The organism is Hymenobacter sp. YC55 (assembly GCF_029433095.1).
Taxonomy (GTDB): Bacteria; Bacteroidota; Bacteroidia; order Cytophagales; family Hymenobacteraceae; genus Hymenobacter.
Genome location: NZ_JARNTX010000002.1, coordinates 116,760 through 134,724, shown reverse-complemented (window position 1 = coordinate 134,724; position 17,965 = coordinate 116,760). Strand labels below are relative to the sequence as shown.

General features: G+C 56.7%; 12 protein-coding genes. 9 read left to right on the top strand and 3 right to left on the bottom strand.

The genetic code is table 11. The features are described from left to right. Positions 1-82: 82 nt before the first annotated feature. From crtD to P1X16_RS13765, 4 genes are all read left to right on the top strand, one after another. Positions 83-1,585 carry a 1-hydroxycarotenoid 3,4-desaturase CrtD gene (crtD, locus tag P1X16_RS13780; RefSeq protein WP_277229888.1) on the top strand — a complete coding sequence of 501 codons (1,503 nt, stop codon included), beginning with the start codon at positions 83-85 and terminating at the stop codon, positions 1,583-1,585. A 111-nt stretch (positions 1,586-1,696) separates the two neighbouring features. Next, the gene (locus P1X16_RS13775) at positions 1,697-2,380 is read left to right on the top strand and encodes a carotenoid biosynthesis protein (protein ID WP_277229885.1); all 684 of its coding nucleotides are present in this window, start codon (positions 1,697-1,699) and stop codon (positions 2,378-2,380) included. A gap of 95 nt (positions 2,381-2,475) precedes the next feature. Next, entirely contained in the window at positions 2,476-3,087 is a 612-nt protein-coding gene (locus P1X16_RS13770) for a hypothetical protein (protein ID WP_277229882.1), read from the top strand. A gap of 302 nt (positions 3,088-3,389) precedes the next feature. Then, positions 3,390-3,974: an arylesterase gene (locus P1X16_RS13765; protein WP_277229879.1), complete on the top strand. Its 585-nt coding sequence runs from the start codon at positions 3,390-3,392 to the stop codon at positions 3,972-3,974. 107 nt (positions 3,975-4,081) lie between these two features. Here the strand turns inward: P1X16_RS13765 and glgP are convergent, their stop codons facing one another. Then, positions 4,082-5,734, bottom strand: a complete 1,653-nt coding sequence (gene glgP, locus P1X16_RS13760; protein ID WP_277229876.1) for an alpha-glucan family phosphorylase — start codon at positions 5,732-5,734, stop codon at positions 4,082-4,084. Between the two features lie 440 nt (positions 5,735-6,174). On the opposite strand from glgP, the gene P1X16_RS13755 reads away from it, so the two are divergent. From P1X16_RS13755 to P1X16_RS13735, 5 genes are all read left to right on the top strand, one after another. Beyond that, the gene (locus P1X16_RS13755) at positions 6,175-7,620 is read left to right on the top strand and encodes a hydrolase (RefSeq protein ID WP_277229873.1); all 1,446 of its coding nucleotides are present in this window, start codon (positions 6,175-6,177) and stop codon (positions 7,618-7,620) included. Between the two features lie 551 nt (positions 7,621-8,171). Further along, a complete protein-coding gene (locus P1X16_RS13750) occupies positions 8,172-10,076 on the top strand; it encodes a glycoside hydrolase family 13 protein (protein ID WP_277229870.1) in 1,905 nt (634 codons plus the stop codon). Positions 10,077-10,251: 175 nt separating this feature from the next. Then, the gene (locus tag P1X16_RS13745; RefSeq protein WP_277229867.1) at positions 10,252-12,090 is read left to right on the top strand and encodes an alpha-amylase family glycosyl hydrolase; all 1,839 of its coding nucleotides are present in this window, start codon (positions 10,252-10,254) and stop codon (positions 12,088-12,090) included. Between the two features lie 337 nt (positions 12,091-12,427). After that, a complete protein-coding gene (locus P1X16_RS13740; protein ID WP_277229864.1) occupies positions 12,428-13,837 on the top strand; it encodes an MFS transporter in 1,410 nt (469 codons plus the stop codon). 235 nt (positions 13,838-14,072) lie between these two features. Next, positions 14,073-15,173 carry a glycosyltransferase gene (locus P1X16_RS13735; protein ID WP_277229861.1) on the top strand — a complete coding sequence of 367 codons (1,101 nt, stop codon included), beginning with the start codon at positions 14,073-14,075 and terminating at the stop codon, positions 15,171-15,173. A gap of 424 nt (positions 15,174-15,597) precedes the next feature. Here P1X16_RS13735 and P1X16_RS13730 read toward each other — a convergent pair whose 3' ends face one another. Together P1X16_RS13730 and P1X16_RS13725 are read right to left on the bottom strand one after the other, a co-directional pair. Continuing rightward, complete coding sequence (locus tag P1X16_RS13730; RefSeq protein ID WP_277229858.1) at positions 15,598-17,307, bottom strand: M28 family metallopeptidase; 1,710 nt, start codon at positions 17,305-17,307, stop codon at positions 15,598-15,600. 163 nt (positions 17,308-17,470) lie between these two features. Further along, positions 17,471-17,884, bottom strand: a complete 414-nt coding sequence (locus P1X16_RS13725) for a hypothetical protein (protein WP_277229855.1) — start codon at positions 17,882-17,884, stop codon at positions 17,471-17,473. Positions 17,885-17,965 lie beyond the last annotated feature (81 nt).

Here is a 17,965-nt window from a genome sequence, read left to right as displayed (position 1 = left end):
CTGTCTTTTTAATTTCGAAACCGAAGCCATAAAGCGCATTTTCGAGTTATAGCTACTTACAACCTAACTTCTACTTCACTCTGTGGCTCGCCATCAACCATTCGTTTCTCCTTCTTCGCAACCTGTTGCCGTCGTTGGGGCGGGCATAGCCGGCATTGCCACGGCGGTTCGGCTGGCCGTGCGGGGGCACCGCGTTACGGTGTTTGAGGCACAGGCGAGCTTCGGAGGCAAGATGCACCAGTTGGAGCTGCCGGGCGGCTACCGGTTCGATGGGGGGCCGTCGTTGTTTACGTTGCCGCACCTCGTCGATGAACTGTTTGAGCTGGCTGGCCGCAACCCCAAAGACTATTTCCGCTACCAGCGGCTCGACCCGATTACGCAGTACTTTTTCGCCGACGGCACCCGCCTCACCGCCTGGGCCGACGAAGAGAAGTTTGCGGCCGAAGTGGAAACCAAGCTGCACGTTCCGGCCGCCGATGTGCTGGCTTTTCTGGCGCGCAGCCGGCGCTCCTACTCGGCTACGGCAGGCACGTTTCTGCAAAAGTCGTTGCACCGAGCCAAAACCTACCTCAGCCCCGAGGTGCTGAAAGCAGTAGCGGCCGTGCCACAGCTGGGTTTGCTGGAAACCATGCACCAGCGGCACCAGTCGGCTTTTCCGCAGGATGCGCGCCTCGTGCAGCTCTTCGACCGGTTTGCCACTTACAACGGCTCCGACCCGTACCAGGCGCCGGCCACGCTCAGCATGATTCCGCACTTAGAGCACGGGCTGGGCGCGTACTACCCCGAAGGCGGTATCTATGCCATTGCCCAGAGTTTAGTTCGACTGGCCGAAGAGCTCGGCGTGCAGTTTCGTTACCAGGAACCCGTGCTGGAAATTCTGACCGCCGATGGCCGCGTAACCGGCGTCCGGACAGCGCAGGACGTGTATGACTTTGGGCTGGTAGTCAGCAACATGGACGTGGTGCCTACCTACCGCCGCTTGCTGCCCACACAGCCCGCACCGGAGCGCACGCTAAGCCAGCCCCGCTCGTCATCGGCCCTGATTTTTTATTGGGGAGTAGCGCGGCGCTTTCCGGAGCTGGGGGTGCACAACATCTTTTTCTCGGAAAACTATCAGCAGGAATTCGAGGCCATTTTCCAGCAAAAGACGGTTAGCACCGACCCCACCGTGTACGTCAACATCACGAGCGGGCATACGCCCACCGATGCGCCGCCGGGCCACGAAAACTGGTTTGTGATGGTGAACGTACCCCATGACCAGGGGCAGGACTGGCCGGCTCTCATCAACCAAACCCGACAAGCCGTGCTAACCCGCGTAAGCAAAGCCCTTGGCACCGACGTGGCTCCCCTCATCCGGGCCGAGCACGTCTGGGACCCGCCGGGCATTGCTGGGCGCACCTCGTCGTTTGGCGGGGCGTTGTACGGCAGTTCCAGCAACAATCAGCTGGCAGCTTTCCTGCGTCATCCCAACTTTTCGCGTAAGTTGGAAGGACTGTACTTTTGCGGCGGCTCGGTGCACCCCGGGGGCGGCATTCCCCTCTGCTTACTTTCCGCCCGAATCGTTTCTGACTTACTTATGAGTTGAGAACTCTGCGTTCTGAATTGACTTCGTGTTGCTCTCGACAGACGTATGCAGTTGAGCGAACGGCCGATTCAAAATTCTCTGTTTGAGATTCATATTCCACTTTTTCCTTTCATGCCCGACCCGACTCAACAATATTTGGCCCCGGCAACAACACAACTGAGCGCCCAACGACGGCGGCTACGTGTTGCGCAAGGTGTGCTGCTTCTGTTTCATATCACCGGCTTTTTGGGGCTAGGTTTCTCGGAAAATCCAGCCTTTTACCTACAGTTTGTACCTCTGAATCTGCTGCTCACGGTAGGACTGTTGCTGGCATTTCAGCCCAACCGCAGCGTGGCATTTGTGTGGTTTTGCTTGGTAACAACGGCCGTTGGCTTTTTTGTGGAGGTGGTTGGCGTCCGCACGGGGCTGGTGTTTGGGTTCTACAAGTACGGCCCTACGCTAGGGTTGCAGTGGATAGGCGTGCCGTTGCTGGTAGGCGTTAATTGGCTGATGCTCACCTACACAACTGGCATTCTAGCACGCTATCTGCCGGTGCCGGCCTTTGTGCGTGCACTGGTAGCAGCGCTGCTCATGGTAGGTCTCGATGCTTGCCTGGAGCCCATAGCCGTGCGCTACAACTTCTGGCAGTGGCGCTTCGACGTTATTCCGCTCCAAAACTTCAAGGGGTGGTTCATGGTATCTCTCATCCTGCAGGTGTTTTTCAACCGCTCCGACTTTGTGAAGCGCAACGAGCTAGCCCCCTTTATATACATGCTACAGTTGCTGTTTTTCTTCGGATTGGGGCTTATAGGTTAACTTTCTATAGAAAAATAAAACCAGTTAGGAATACTATTTGCTTGTATTAGCGGCGTTAGTAACGAGTTGTATTCCCACCCAACCCATTTTGTTCTATGGAGCAAGTAGTACTCCATCAATTACTTGATAAAGCAAATTTACTGTTCCGGTCTGTAGGGCTAGGATTGGTACATGAAGAGCAGATAGCAGCTGCCCTCGACCTCGATTTAGCAGCATTTCGCTACCAGTTTGGCTCTAAGGCTGAATTGATAACCCAGGTTGTTCGGCGCAACATAGAGCGGCAGCGTTACGAGCACGACCAGTTGTTTGGTAACTTAGGTACGCCGGTGGAATGCTTGCTGGCGCTGCTCCATCATAGCCTCCACGAGCTGCGTCGCTCGCCTCACTACGATTATCATGTGATGCGCGAGCAGTATCCACAGGCCTGGGATACTATTCAGCAGTATTTGCAACAGTACTCGTACCCGTTGCTTACTCGACTGTTGCAGGAAGGTATTGTGGAAGGGCAGTTTCGGGCCGACCTCGACGCGCCGTTTATTGCGCGTATCATGCTGGCCCAATTCAGCTTGATTGTCAACGAGGAAGTGTTCCCGCCTGACCACACCAACCTGGCCGACGTTTACCGCAACATCTTCTTCTATTATGTGCGCGGCTTGTGCACTGAAGAAGGGGTTCGGCTGGCAACCACGCATTTCGCCCGCATGTAGCTCTCCTCAGCGTTCCAGACATGCATTTTGCACAAAAAGCCTATGGGCCCGACTTCGTAAAGAGGTTGGGCCCATAGGCTTTTATAAGGTACCGGAAGCAACCACTACAGGAACCTGCAACGCTGCTTAGCCGTTTGTTTTTATATCACCTAAGCCTCGTTAGAGACCCTTAGATCCTGGTTTTTGTTTCTGCAGCACCTACGCTTTTCACCTGGCTGCCTGGTGGTTGTCGTGCTCCAGCTAGCCCGACAGTTTGTGCCGAGTTTAGCGTTGCGCAGGTCTTCCCATTGCTCTTCCTTTCTATGCAAAACATAATTTTCTTTGGTGACAGCCTGACGGCCGGCTACCAACTGCCCGCCAGTGCGTCGTTTCCTAGTGTGCTTCAGCAGCGGATTGATTCACTCGGCTTGTCCTACAAAACCTTTAATTATGGCGTCAGCGGCGAAACCAGCGCGGGCGGGCGGATGCGGTTGGCCAGCGTACTAAACCGCCAGCCCGTTGACGTATTCGTGCTAGCGTTGGGAGCCAATGATGGGCTCCGGGGCATTCCAGTCCGCGAAACCACCCAAAACCTGCAAACCATCATCGACCAAGTGAAGCTCAAGTACCCCGAAGCTCGCATTGTGCTGGTAGGGCTGGAATTTCCGTTCGACTTGGGCCCCTTGGGTGGTCACCGCATGGCCCGCTATGCACTCGAGTTCAAGGCCTTATTCCGCGAGTTAGCCGATAAGAACAGCTTGCCCTTCGTACCCTTCCTGTTGCAAGGAGTAATTGGCCAGCGCCACCTTAACCTTCCCGATGGCGTGCACCCCAACGCGGCCGGTCAGAAGATTCTGGCGGACAATGTGTGGGCCGTGTTGGATGGCGTGTTGGCAACAAAAGTCTAAAACCAGTAACAGCACCAAAACCTCAAACACTAGCGCCCCTCCTTGAAACCAGGAGGGGCGCTAGTGTTTGAGCTCAACAAGCTTTCCAGCAGTTAGTTGCGTTTCGGCTATTTCGCGTTATACAGCTTTTGGTAGTACTCGGTGGCCATGCGGTGCGATTCGAACTCGGGTTCTACTTCGCGCATGGCGGTTTTCACTACTTCCAAATACTTATCGGGCTGGCCGTAGTAGAGCGGCACGATTTCGTTTTCCAGCACGTCGAGCAGGCTAGTTGCCTCGATGTCGTCCTTCACGTTGTCGGCCTGGTAGGGGTCGGTGTGAGGGATGATGAAGCTGTTTTCGCCGTGGCGGGCAAATTCAGGTACCCAACCGTCGGCAATGCTCAGGCTGACCGAGCCGTTCATGGCGGCGGTCATGCCGCTAGTGCCAGAGGCTTCGCGGGGGTAGCGGGGTGTGTTCAGCCAGATATCGGAGCCGCGCTTGAGGTAGCCGGACAGGGTTAGCTCATACCCCGTTAGGACAGCGCAGTTGTTGAGCGGCTTGACTTTGCGGATGATATCGTTGAAAAGGCCAATGGCGCCGTAGTCCTTGGGGTATGGCTTGCCGGCCCATAGCACTTGCACCGGCCGGTCGGCGTTGTTGATGATGCTCAGGAACCGATCGAAGTGGCGCAGAATCAGGTCGGCGCGCTTGTAGCCGGCGAAGCGGCGGGCCCACACTACGGTCAGCACATCGGGGTTGAGCAGGGTGCCGGTTTGGTCGGCTACGATGTCAAACAGCTGCTTTTTCAGCTTGCGCTTGCGGGCGAGTAGGGCTGTGTCGTCGTTGGCTTCGAGGGCGGCGTGCAGTTGCTGGTCGCGCCAGTAGGTGCCGTTTTGGGCGTTGGTAATGGCAATGATGGGGCAAATGCCTTTGTTGCTGCCCCACATTTCGTTGGCTACGGTGCCGTGCACTTTGCTTACGCCGTTGGAGAGGCGCGAGAAGCGCAGGGCAGTAAGCGTGTAGTTCAGCTGGTCGTTTTCTACGCCAGCTACCTGCCTGATTTCCTCGGCAGGCACCGACCCAAAGAACGACATCTTGGCCAGCAGCGGCAGCGGATGTTCCTCGTTGCCGGCTAACTCGGGCGTGTGCGTGGTGAATACCAGTCGCTTACGCACTTCTTCGAGCTGGCGGCCGTGCTTTTCGTAGAGGTAGAACGCCAGCGGCAAGCCGTGGCCCTCGTTGAGGTGGTACACATCCACATTCACGCCTAATATGTCGAGCAGCTTACCGCCACCTACGCCAAGCAGAATGCTTTGCGCGATACGAGCAGCCGTGTCGGCGTCGTAGAGATGGTGGGAGATAGTACGCGAGATAAAGTCGTTTTCGGGAATGTCGGTGGTGAGGAAGAACATGGGGGCCGTACCGAACGTGTCGGGGGCGAGGTAGAGCGCGCGCACGTGCACATCCACATCGTGAATGGTGATGGGGAAGGTGATGCCCGTGTCCTGGAGGAAGGAATACGACTTCTGGCGGAAGTCGGCGCGCATGGTTTGGTCTTCGTTGCGGCCCTGGTCGTAGTAGCCGAAGCTCCACAGAATGCCAATACCTACGAGGTTTTGCTTGAGTTCATAGGCTGACCGCATATGCGAGCCAGCCAGGAAGCCGAGGCCCCCGGAATAGGTTTTGAGCGCCTGATCCAGCGCAAATTCCATGGAGAAGTAGGCCGCCTGCGTCGTGAATTCGGCAGCGGGAGTGTAGGGTTTAAATTCGAAAGCCATCGAGAAGAAAGGTCAGAGAAAAGGCAGCTCAACCAAGCTACCCACCGCCCCGACATACGGCCAGTACAGCAATACGTTCGGGGCAAGCACCGGCCAAGGTGCGGACATTCCGAGTGAAAAACAAAGTGCGATACGCCTGCACGGAGGGAGCTAGCAGAAAATCAGGGCCGAAAGTAGACGCGTGTAGGGCAGCAGGAAAACCAAGGCAAAAGGCTGCTATGTATGGTTCGTCCGCTTCTAAAGCTCGGTATTCAGGATAAGCTGAAGGGCACTATAGATAGTGAAATTCATATAATAAAATGCATATGGTTTGGATGGTACCAAGAACCCAACCCGTTGTAACTTGACACAACCGTAACATCAATCTTGGCCTAACTGGCTGATTGACTAGGTAGTTTTGCGCTCTTGTCCTACTCCACCTCAACCCTAAACAAGCTTAGATGAAGTTCACTCCTTTACTTGCCACCGCGCTCCTGACTTTGTCGGTTGCTTGCTCTAAAGTAGAGCCTACGCCAAGCGCCGCTCCTAGCGCAACGACTGCCGCTGCTGATGTTAGCGCCGCCGGATTTCCGGAAGGGTTTGAAACCGGCACCAAAACCGCCTACACCACGGGCTCCGTCACGCTCGGCTCCGGCTCCTGGACCTTGAACGACGCCCTAATCGGCAACACCACCGCCGACGCCAAAACCGGCAGCCAATCGGTGCGGGTGCGCAACGTGGGCACGGTGGGCATGAACTTCAATACCACCACCGGCGCGAGCGTCGTGACGGTCGGCCACGCCGTATACGGCACCGATGCTAGCTCGCAGTGGGAGCTGTGGGTAAGCCAGAACAGCGGCAGCTCCTACGTGAAAGTGGGCAGCACCATCACGAGCAGCAGCGCCACGCTGAGCACGGCTTCGTTCAGCGTGAACCTAAGCGGCAGCGTACGGCTGCAAATCCGCAAGATTTCGGGCGGCACCAACCGCATCAACATCGACAACGTGACGGTGGAGCAGTACGGCACCGACGGGGGTGGCACCACGCCGCCACCTGCTACCGGCGGCAAGAAGTTTCTCTTTGACGGTTCGCACGGCGAGCTGGCGGGCAATGCCGATTGGGTGCTCGACGTGAACAGCGGTGTAGCCTCGCGCTACCCGTCGCCGGCGCAAAGCGGCATCACCAGCACCACCGCCGAAACCTACTGGACGGGTGCTATTTCGGCGTGGGGCGTGGCCTTGGCCAAGCAGGGTCACACGGTAGAGCAGCTACCAGCCGGCGCGGCCATCAGCTACGGCAACACCGCTAACCCACAGGATTTGAGCTACTACAGCGTATTCGTCGTTGATGAGCCGAACATCATCTTCACGGCCGCCGAGAAAACGGCCATCCTGCGGTTCGTGCAGAACGGTGGCGGCCTGTTCATGATTTCCGACCACGACATCTCAGACCGCAACAACGACGGCTACGACTCGCCCGACATCTGGAACGACCTGATGCAGAACAATTCGGTGCAGGCTAACCCCTTCGGCTTCACGGTGAATCTCGACAACATCGTAGAAAACAGCAGCAACGTGCGCACCGGTACCAACCCGATTCTGAACGGGTCGCAGGGTTCCGTGACGCAACTTTCCTTCCACAACGGCGCCACCATGACCCTCAACCCCACCGCCAACAGCACGGTGCAGGGCCTAATCTGGCGCACTTCCGCCACGCAAGGCAATAGCTTGGCTATGGCTGCCAGCAGCACCTTCGGCTCGGGCCGCGTCGTTATCATCGGTGACTCCTCGCCCGCCGACGACGGTACCGGCTCACCCGGCAATACCGTCTACGACGGCTGGAATGAAAACCCAAGCCACTCCCGCCTGCACCTCAACGCCTCGCTCTGGCTGGCCAAGTTGCAGTAGCGGCTACATAAGGGAAAACTAGGACTGCAGCTAGCAGCCTAGTTTTCCTTTTCAGCTGATGTGGTGCATCTAGCAAGGAGGAGTTCGAGGTAGTTCACGTGGTAGAACGACCACCTAAGAACGTCATGCTGAGCGCAGTCGAAGCATCTCGCTCGAGTCGTTGAACTCATAAGGGATTTACCACACTAGCGAGATGCTTCGGCAAGCTCAGCATGACGTTCAGAGATGAATGTTCAAGGATTGGCCAACTACCTCTCGACTCTCCTTGCTAGATGCGTAGCATCAGCTGAGGAGAGTCGAGAGGTAGTCGTCTAGCTTTAACACTAGGAACTGCTATTCCTATGAGTTAGATAGTGAACAACAGTGCGAGACAACTGCTGAAACACTCGAAAATCCTTTATTCCTATTCGTTTCTGAAAGCCTCGCCATTTGGTGGGGCTTTCTGCTTTTAGACAGCGGTTAAATTCTGCTGTAGAGGCTGCCTGGCGAGGATGCTAGGGTTCTAGGGAGGGGCTTGTTACCTTACCGCCCCCATCAAGTCCCAAATTCCCATGAAATCGTTCCACTTCCTGCTACCGGCGCTGGTAGCTAGTCTGTTGGCGGCATCGGTTGCCGAAGCGCATTCCAACTCCGACTTAGCAAGTTCACCAGCTGCTCCCGCCAAAAAGCCCGCCGGCATCACCCGTATTGATCCAACTTTCTGGTGGGTAGGCATGAAGAACCCGAAGCTCCAGCTGCTGGTGCACGGCCCCGGCATAGCCAACAGCACCGCCAGCTTGCGCTACGAAGGCGTGACGCTGGACGGTACGCAGAAGCTGGAAAGCCCCAACTATCTGGTAGTCAACCTTACCATTAGCCCGACTGCCAAGCCGGGTCAGTTGAAGCTGGAGTTTAAAGGAGCGAAGAACTTCAGCTATAGCTACGAGTTGAAAGCCCGTACCACGCCCGGCGACAAAACGCAGGTGCAGGGCCTGACCACGCAGGATTTCATCTACTTCCTGATGCCAGACCGGTTCTCGAACGGCGACCCCAAGAACGACTATATCAAAGGCATGCGGGCTCCGGCCGCGGCCCGCGACTCGATGTACAGCCGCCACGGCGGCGACCTGAAAGGCATAGCCAACCACTTCGACTACTTTAAAACGCTCGGCGCTACGGCCTTGTGGCTTACGCCCATCGTGGAAAACGACCAGCCCAAGGCCAGTTACCACGGCTACGCCCTCACCGACTACTACAATGTGGACCGCCGCTACGGCACCAACGAGGAGTACCGCGCCTTTGTGCGCAACGCCCACCAAAACGGGCTGAAAGTGGTGCAGGACGTGGTGCTCAACCACATGGGCTCGGAAAACTTTCTGTTCCGCGACCAGCCCGCCAAAGACTGGTTTCACCAGTGGCCCACCTTCACGCGCAGTTCCTTCCGCGACGCGGCCTTCAACGACCCTCACGGCTCCCAATACGACCGGAAGCTGTTCGGGGAAGGCTGGTTCGATACCACCATGCCCGACCTCAACCAGAGCAATCCGCTGGTGGCAACCTACGTCATCCAGAACAACTTGTGGTGGGTGGAAAACACTGGCATCGACGCCTACCGCATTGATACCTACTCGTACTCGGACCGCAACTTCCTGATGCAGTGGGGCCAAGCACTGCTGGACGAGTATCCGCAGTTGGGGATGTTTGGCGAAACGTGGGTGCAGGGCACGGCGCAACAAGCCTACTTCGCCCGTAACATCCTGCCATCCACCGACGGGTTCAAGAGCAACCTGCCCGGCGTCACGGACTTTCAGCTGCAATACGCTATTAATGAGGCGCTAACTAAAGATGCGGGCTGGACCGAGGGCATCAGCAAGCTCTACTATACCCTGCACGACGATTGGCTCTATGAAAACCCTATGCGCAACGTGGTGTTCCTCGACAACCACGACATGAGCCGTTTCTACTCGGTGATAGGGGAGGACTTTGCCAAGTATAAGATGGGGGTAGCGTGGCTGCTCACCACGCGCGGCATTCCGCAGCTTTACTACGGTACGGAAGTGCTGATGAAGAACTTCTCGAACCCCGATGGCAAGGTACGAGAGGACTTTCCCGGCGGCTTTCCGGGCGACAAAAAGAACTTGTTCACGTCGCGTTCTGGCCAAGAGGCCGAGGCGTTCGACTACGTAAGCAAGCTGGCCAACTACCGTCGTACGCACGAGTTTTTGCACGCCGGCAAGCTCATGCAGTTCATCCCCGACCAGGGCGTGTACACGTATTTCCGCTACTCCGATGCTGGCACGGTGATGGTGATGATGAACTCCAACAAAGACGAGAAAACCGTGGACATGGCGCGGTTTGCTGAACGGCTCAATGGGTTTTCCTCAGGTGTGGAGGTGACGACGGGGGCGGCAATTACAGATTTGAAAACGGTAAAGGTGCCGGGCCGGACGGCTTGGGTGGTGGAGTTAAAGAAATAGTGCTTTATTTATAGTGGTTTCACGATTCTTAGTAGAATAAGGCACCGCAACGTACTGCTAGGTGCCTAGTTTATAGAATCGTGTACGCTTTCTGCCTACCTCTCTGCGCCACCTGTCGGCCCGCAACTCCAGCACAAATGCCCGCAGCCACGCAAACTTCTGCCCCCCGCCCCGTATGAAGAAACTTGTCTTGCCGGCCATGCTTGCGTTGGCCGCTTTTACTTTTCCATTCTCGCGTATAGCTCAGCCCGTGTCCGATACTGTCTTCCTTGCGGATCCGAACACCACCGAGGAGGTTCCTCAGGACCACAAACTGGTCATCTATCAGTTGATGACCCGCCTGTTCGGCAACAAAACCGCTGTCAACAAACCCTACGGTACCGTGCAGGAGAACGGCACCGGCAAGTTCAACGACATCACCGACAAGGCGCTCCAGGAAATCAAGAAGATGGGCGTCTCGCACGTGTGGTACACCGGCGTGATTGAGCACGCCACCATGACCGACTACACCGCGCAGGGTGGCCCCGGCCCCGACGATGCCGACATCGTGAAAGGCCGCGCCGGCTCGCCCTACGCCATCAAGGACTACTACGACGTGGCCCCCGACCTGGCCGTGAACGTGAAAACCCGGATGACGGAGTACGAAGCCCTCATCAAGCGCACCCACGCCAACGGCTTGAAGGTGCTCATGGACTTCATTCCCAACCACGTAGCCCGCAGCTATAAGTCGGATGCCAAGCCAGCCGGCGTCTTCGACCTAGGTGCTCAAGACGACAAAACCAAGGCCTTCGCACCTAACAACAACTTCTACTACCTGCCCGGCCAGAGCTTGGTGGTACCCAAAGAAGGCAACCCGCTAGGTCCGGCCCTCGGCCCGCGTGAGGACGGCAAGTTCGCCGAGACGCCTGCCAAAGCCACTGGCAATGACGTGTTTTCGGCCACGCCGACCGTAAACGACTGGTACGAAACGGTGAAGCTCAACTACGGTGTTGATTACCAGAACAACCGCAAAACCTACTTCGAGCCGATACCGGACACCTGGAAGAAGATGCGCGACATTCTGCTGTTTTGGGCCAAGAAAGACGTGGACGGCTTCCGCTGCGACATGGCCGAAATGGTGCCCGTCGAGTTTTGGGCGTGGGTGATTCCGGAGGTGAAGAAGGTGAAGCCCGACATCGTGTTCATTGCCGAAGCCTACAACCCCAAGGAATACCAGACCTACTTCGAGAAGGGTAAGTTCGATTTCCTCTACGATAAAGTGGGCCTCTACGACGCCCTGCGCCGCCTGATGACGGGAGGTGGCAATACCGAGGAAATCACGAAAGTGTGGCGTGAGGAAAGCCGCGGCTACTCGTCGCGGATGCTGCGCTTCCTCGAAAACCACGACGAGCAACGCATTGCCTCCAAGGACTTTGCCACCGACCCGCGCACCGCTATTCCGGCTATGGTGGTTACGGCTACGTTGGGTTCGGGTCCGGTGATGTTGTATTCGGGGCAGGAAGTAGCCGAGCCAGCGCTGAAGTCGGAAGGCTTTTCCAGCGAAGATGGTCGCACCACCATCTTCGATTATTGGGGCGTGCCGGAGCATCAGAAATGGATGAACGGCGGCAAGTTTGATGGCGGCAAGCTCTCGGAAAGCCAGAAGCAGCTCCGCGACTTTTACTGCCGCCTGCTCAACCTGAGCAGTTCCAGCGAGGCCATCCGCAAAGGCAAGTTCTACGAGCTGCAAGACGCCAACAACCTCGGCCAAGACTACGACCAGAAGCACGTCTACAGCTACCTGCGCTACACCGACAACCAGCGCCTACTCGTCGTCGTCAACTTCAGCCGCGACAAAACCTCGAAGCCGACCATCCAAATCCCGCGCGAAGTGCGCCAGCGCATAGGCCTCGACCCCGACAGGTTCTATACCTACACCGACCTGCTCAACAACACACCGCCCACGGAAAACCTCACGCTCAACCTGCCACCCCTGAGCGCCTACGTGTTCGAAATCAAGCCGAAAGGCCAGTAGAATCAAGAGCCAACAATAAAGAAGAACGTCATGCTGAGCGCAGTGCAACGAAGCCGAAGCATCTCGCTAGTGTGGTAGACCCTCTTAGCAGTGCAACGAGTCGAGCGAGATGCTTCGGCTTCGTTGCACTGCGCTCAGCATGACAAGTAGTGTGGTAAAGTCAATTAGGCCCACAACGTCAGCACGCAAGATGCTTCGACTGCGCTCAGCATGACGTTCTTGGTAAACACCGGTTAATCAACTACTCCTAGATGCGTTGGCTCCGCTGTGCTATGCATGAGGTTCTTTTGCTATCTTATTACCTTCACCGCATCCCCACCACCAATTCCCACCTCCTATGGCAACCGGCGTAGCGGCGGCTCCGAGTAGCACCCGCAAAAAACCTCGTTTGAGCTTCTGGCAAATCTGGAACATGAGCTTCGGTTTCATGGGCATTCAGTTCGGGTTTGCTCTTCAAAATGCCAACACCAGCCGCATCTTCTCGAACCTCGGCGCCAACCCCGACGACATTCCTATTTTGTGGGTGGCGGCCCCACTGACGGGGTTGCTGGTGCAGCCGGTTATTGGCTATATGTCGGACCGCACGTGGAGCCCACGGTGGGGGCGGCGGCGGCCTTTCTTTTTGGTGGGCGCCATCTTGGCGTCGATAGCCATGCTGATTATGCCCAACTCGCCCACGCTGTGGATTGCGGGTGGAATGCTGTGGATTATGGATGCTAGCATCAACATCAGCATGGAGCCGTTCCGGGCTTTCGTGGGCGACAAGCTACCCAACGAGCAGTATACCAGCGGCTTTGCTATGCAGTCGTTTTTTATTGGGGTAGGCGCCGTGGTAGCGTCGTTGCTGCCTACGCTGCTCACCAAGTTGGGAGTCGCTAATGAAGCGGCGGCCGGGATTGTGCCCAACTCGGTGAAGTATGCCTACTACCTCGGGGCGGCGGCGTTTTTCTTGTGCGTGCTTTACACGGTATTTACGTCAACGGAGTACCCGCCCGAAGACATGGAGGCGTTCGAGCGGGAGAAAAGCTCGGTTACGTTTATGCAGGGCGTCAAGGAAACCTTCTCGGGCGCTTTGCACATGCCCAAGGTGATGAAGCAGCTGGCAGTGGTGCAGTTTTTCACGTGGTTTGGGCTGTTTTGCATGTGGATTTTCACCACGTTAGCCGTTACCAAGCACCTCTACGGCACTACCGATTCCAAGTCAGCGGCCTTCAACGAGGGGGCCAACTTTGTGGGCGAAGCCTTTGCCATGTATAGCGGCATCTCGGCTGCGTTTAGCTTGTTGCTGCCTGTGGTGGCCCGCAAATTAAGCCGCAAACTAACGCACATGGTTTGCCTGACGGCGGGTGGTCTTGGTCTTATGTCGGTGGCGTTTATCACTGAGCCCTGGATGCTGCTTGTGTCGATGGTAGGAGTGGGTATCGCCTGGACTTCTATTTTGTCGGTGCCGTATGCTATGCTGGCCGGCTCGATTCCGGCGCACAAAATGGGACACTTCATGGGAGTTTTCAACGCCTTTATTGTGCTGCCGCAGGTGTGCGCTTCGTTGGGCTTGCCGGCCATCATGAAACAGTTTCCGAGCCTCGACCCGCTGAACGTAGTGGTGTTGGGTGGCGTGCTTATGGTACTGGCCGGCTTGTTTACCCTTCGCGTCGACGACAACGAGAAGGTAGCGCTGCCGCTCACCGACGACCAGCCCATCAATCCTAGCTACGACCCCGGCGCTATTCCCGACCCCAGAGTTTAACTATTCTCTGCTATACTTTCTTGCCCCGGCTGCTTCTGTGGTCGGGGCTTTTTGTTGTGCTTGAGCTTGCCGATGTGCTTGAAGCACTGCGTGTTTATACGGATGGGGCAGGCTTCAAAATACGCATTTACCTCACAACGCATTATTTGCTACGCGCCGTACACCCTAAGCAAACCAGGACTGCGCTTCCTTTCTCGATTCGGGCGGTGCGACCTATTCCCTCTCATAACCGCCTATGTTGCTCTCGATTATCTTTTTGAGCTTGTTTTTCGGGCTCTTTATTGTGTTTTTGGTGCTGCTGCTGCTCGCCAAGCCAGCCCCGGCCGGTACCAAAGCCCGGCCCCGAGTAAGCATTCTGATTGCGGCCCGCAATGAGGAAGCTACCATCGAGCGGTGCCTTACCTCCCTAACCCGCCTCAATTACCCGTCGGAGCTACTGGAAATCCTGATTGCCGATGACGCGTCTACCGACAACACGGCGGCCGTTGTGGCGCACTTCATCAAAGACAAGCCGCAGTTCCGGCTGCTGAGCGTGCGCCACCGCTTGGGCACGGCCCGCGGCAAAAGCAACGCCCTGGCCCACCTCTGCCGCGCCGCCACCACCGACTATTTCCTGCTCACCGACGCCGACATGGCGCTTGCCCCTGAATGGGTGGAAACCATGCTAGCCGCCACCGAAACCAACAACGTGGGCGTCGTGACGGGCATCACCACCGCCAACAGCACTGTATTCGGTCGCCTCCAGGGTCTCGACTGGCTATTTGGCCTCAACGTCATCCGGCTGCTGTCTGATACGGGTGTGCCGGTTACGTCGGTCGGCAACAACATGCTGGTTACGCGGGCGGCTTACGAGTCCATTGGCGGCTATGAGGCACTAGCCTTTAGCATCACCGAAGACCTGCAACTCTTCTCCAAGATTGTTGCGCAGGGGTGGGGCTTCCGCAACCTCTGCGACCCACGCATACTTGGCGTAACGGTGCCCCAACCCACTATGCGCCATTTGCTTTGGCAGCGAAAGCGCTGGATGAAAGGCGCTGTCCGGCTCCCTAGCCAGCTTTCGTTGTTATTCGGAGCCTACGGCATCTTCTACCCTATCTTGTTCTGGCCTGGTTTGCATACACCCCTGTTTATGCTTGGGGTATACGCCGCTAAAATTCTGTGCCAGACGCTGTTTCTGGCCATCACGCTCCGGCAAGTAGGCCGCCGCGAATCATTGGGGCTGCTGTTACTGTACGAGCCCTACCTCTGCGTCATGTCGCTGGCCGTCATTGGCTACACCCTCTGGCCCGGCTATATCCAATGGAAACAGCGCCGCTACCAATGGGCCGAAGGTTGAGTTACTTGTTTTTATACCCACAAAAAAAAAGCCCTGGCACTAAATGCCAGGGCTTTTTTTGTTTCAGCACCTACTGAAAGCACGTGCGTCATACCCTACCTAATCATCATACGGACCAGAGACAAAGCATCTAGCTGGCCGCCATTCCTGACACAAGCTGTTTTTCAATGCAATTAGCCCGTCATGCTGAGCGCAGCGCAACGAAGCCGAAGCATCTCGCTAGTGTGGTAACCTCTTTTGCCGATGCAACGAGTCGAGCGAGATGCTTCGGCTCCGCTCAGCATGACGGTTAGTTTGGCAACGTCAGCACGCGAGATGCTTCGACTGCGCTCAGCATGACGGTTAGTGTGGCAGCGGCAGCATGCGGGACGTTTCAATAAGTGAATAGTGAATCATGTAGCCGTTTAATGTCAACGAGTTATCTCTACTTGCTAGCTAAGCTTTTCTCCCGGGTGGCCTTGAACTCCGAGCCTGGCTTCCATTTCGGGAACGTGCTTTCTTCGGCGAGGCGCTGGCCGATGCGGAAGAGCAGGCGCGCATCCTGTTCCATGCCGCGCAAATCCCATTTGGGGTCGTACTCGTCGGAGGGCTGGTGGTAGTTTTTGGCGGTGTAAGCTTGCATCTGTTGGGCGGCGTATTCTTTGCCGCGGGCACGGCTGTCGAAGGCACCTTTGGCATCGAGAGCGGGCACGCCTACGAAGGCAAAGCTGAAGTGGTCGGAGCGGTAGAAGCTGCCTTTTTCGGGGTGCTGGTCGGGCAGGATGTAGCGGTTCTGCTCTTTGGCGGCGTCGCGGGCGTAGTCATCTAGCTCCGACTGACCGTAGCCGATAACCGTCAAGTCGCGCATGGGTCCGAAGGCTGACAAGGCATCCATGTTCAAATCAGCCACCGTTTTCTTGAGCGGAAATACCGGGTGAGCGGCATAGTAGGCAGAGCCCAATAGGCCCTGTTCCTCACCGGTTACGGCCAAAAACACGATGCTCCGGCCGGGCGCTTTAGGCAGCTGCGTGTAGGCTTTGGCGATACTAATCAGTGCAGCGCAGCCACTGGCGTTGTCCACGGCGCCGTTGTGGATAGAGTCGCCGTTGATGGCCGCCCCAATGCCGAGGTGGTCCCAATGGGCAGTGTAGATAATGTACTCGTCGGCGCGGGTGGAGCCGGGCAGTACCGCCAGCACGTTTTTAGAAGCAGTGCGACGCAGCTTATTTTTCACGCTCGTGCTCATGGTTAGACCGCCGAGCGAGCTGGCCTTGAAACCGGGCTTGTTGGCCGCGGCATAGGCTTCCTCGTACGATTGGCCGGCGGCCGTAAACATCTTCTTAGCCGCATCCAGTGTCATCCAGCCTTCAATCACGCACTTGCTGGCGCCCTTGTCGGCGCGTTGCGGCCGGAGTTTGGCGCCGGAGTAGCTGCTTTGCACCACCGACCACGGGTAGGCAGCCGGCTCGGTGTCGTGCACGATGATCAGGCCGGCGGCGCCCTGGCGGGCGGCTTCCTCGTATTTGTATGTCCAGCGGCCGTAGTAAGTCATGGCCTTGCCCTTAAATAAGGTGGTATCGTTGCCAGCATTGCCGGGGTCGTTGACGAGCACCACCACGGTTTTGCCTTTCACATCCAGGCCCGCGTAGTCGTTCCACTTATACTCTGGGGCCACCACGCCGTAGCCGGCAAACACCATTTCAGAATTTTGCAGCGCTACGGCGGGCTTTTCCTGTTCCGTGAAAGCCACGTAATCCGTTTTGTAATTGAGCGTGATAGGGCCGCTTTTCCCGCCGCTTATCTGCATAGTAGGGGCGGGCTGGCCGGTGATTTCCACCAACGGCACATTCTGGAAGTAGGTACCATCGGGACCGGGCTTCAAGCCTAGCTTCCGAAACTGGTCGGTGAGGTAGGCCACGGTTTTCTCTTCGCCCACCGTGAAGGGTTTACGGCCTTGAAACTCGTCGGAAGCCAACACTTTTATTTGCTGGCCGATATCGGCGGCCGTAATGCCATCGGGTGGCGAGACAATGGTGGTATCAGACGGCGAACTAGAAGCCGCCGTTCCGGCCCCCGCCTCCGACGACGAAGTGGATTTGCTCTGGCAGCTGGCTAGCGCCGCGAGTACCAGCACACAGGAAACAGAAATGCGCATACGACAAAGTAGATGGAGGAATAGGCAACTCAAGTTGCCCGCGCCCCAAGGTGTCGAAAATGTCGCAAATGATAGAAACGGAACTGCTTACGCCTTACAGCGGCACTATGCTAACTAGTTGTAGAACAAACGTTATTACTATCGCTACGGCCTGGCAATCTACTTACGAGCGGCTCTGCAACCACTCCTGCGCGGCTTGCTCTTCGGTGAAAACCCGCATGGCCATGCTGTCGGCCACCGAATCAGTAGCCATCTCTTCGGCTAGGCGCAGGCTCAGCGTCTCGGCGTGGTAGGGCAGCACGAGGTAGGCCAGGCAAGGCCGAACGCCAGGGAGTGCACTTGTTAACTGCTCGCGGAAAGAAGTAACCACCCAACGAAAATCAACAGGATCGGCTAAACCGCGGCTGCGCAAATCCACCAACCAACGACCTACCTTCTCGCGCTGCGCTAGTTCGAGGGCTGCTTGGTAGCCGCTCCGGTGCTCCTCGGAAGTAGCCGGACGGGTCCAACGCAAGAACACCTGGCCCAAATCGGGGCGGTAGGAAAGAAGCAAGTATTCGAGGTTGGTAACGAGCATAACAGCAGCAGAATCCAGCAAATATAAGTGCCAATCCTATTAGTTAAGCTATCCTTGCGTTTATGAATTTGTAATGAAGCA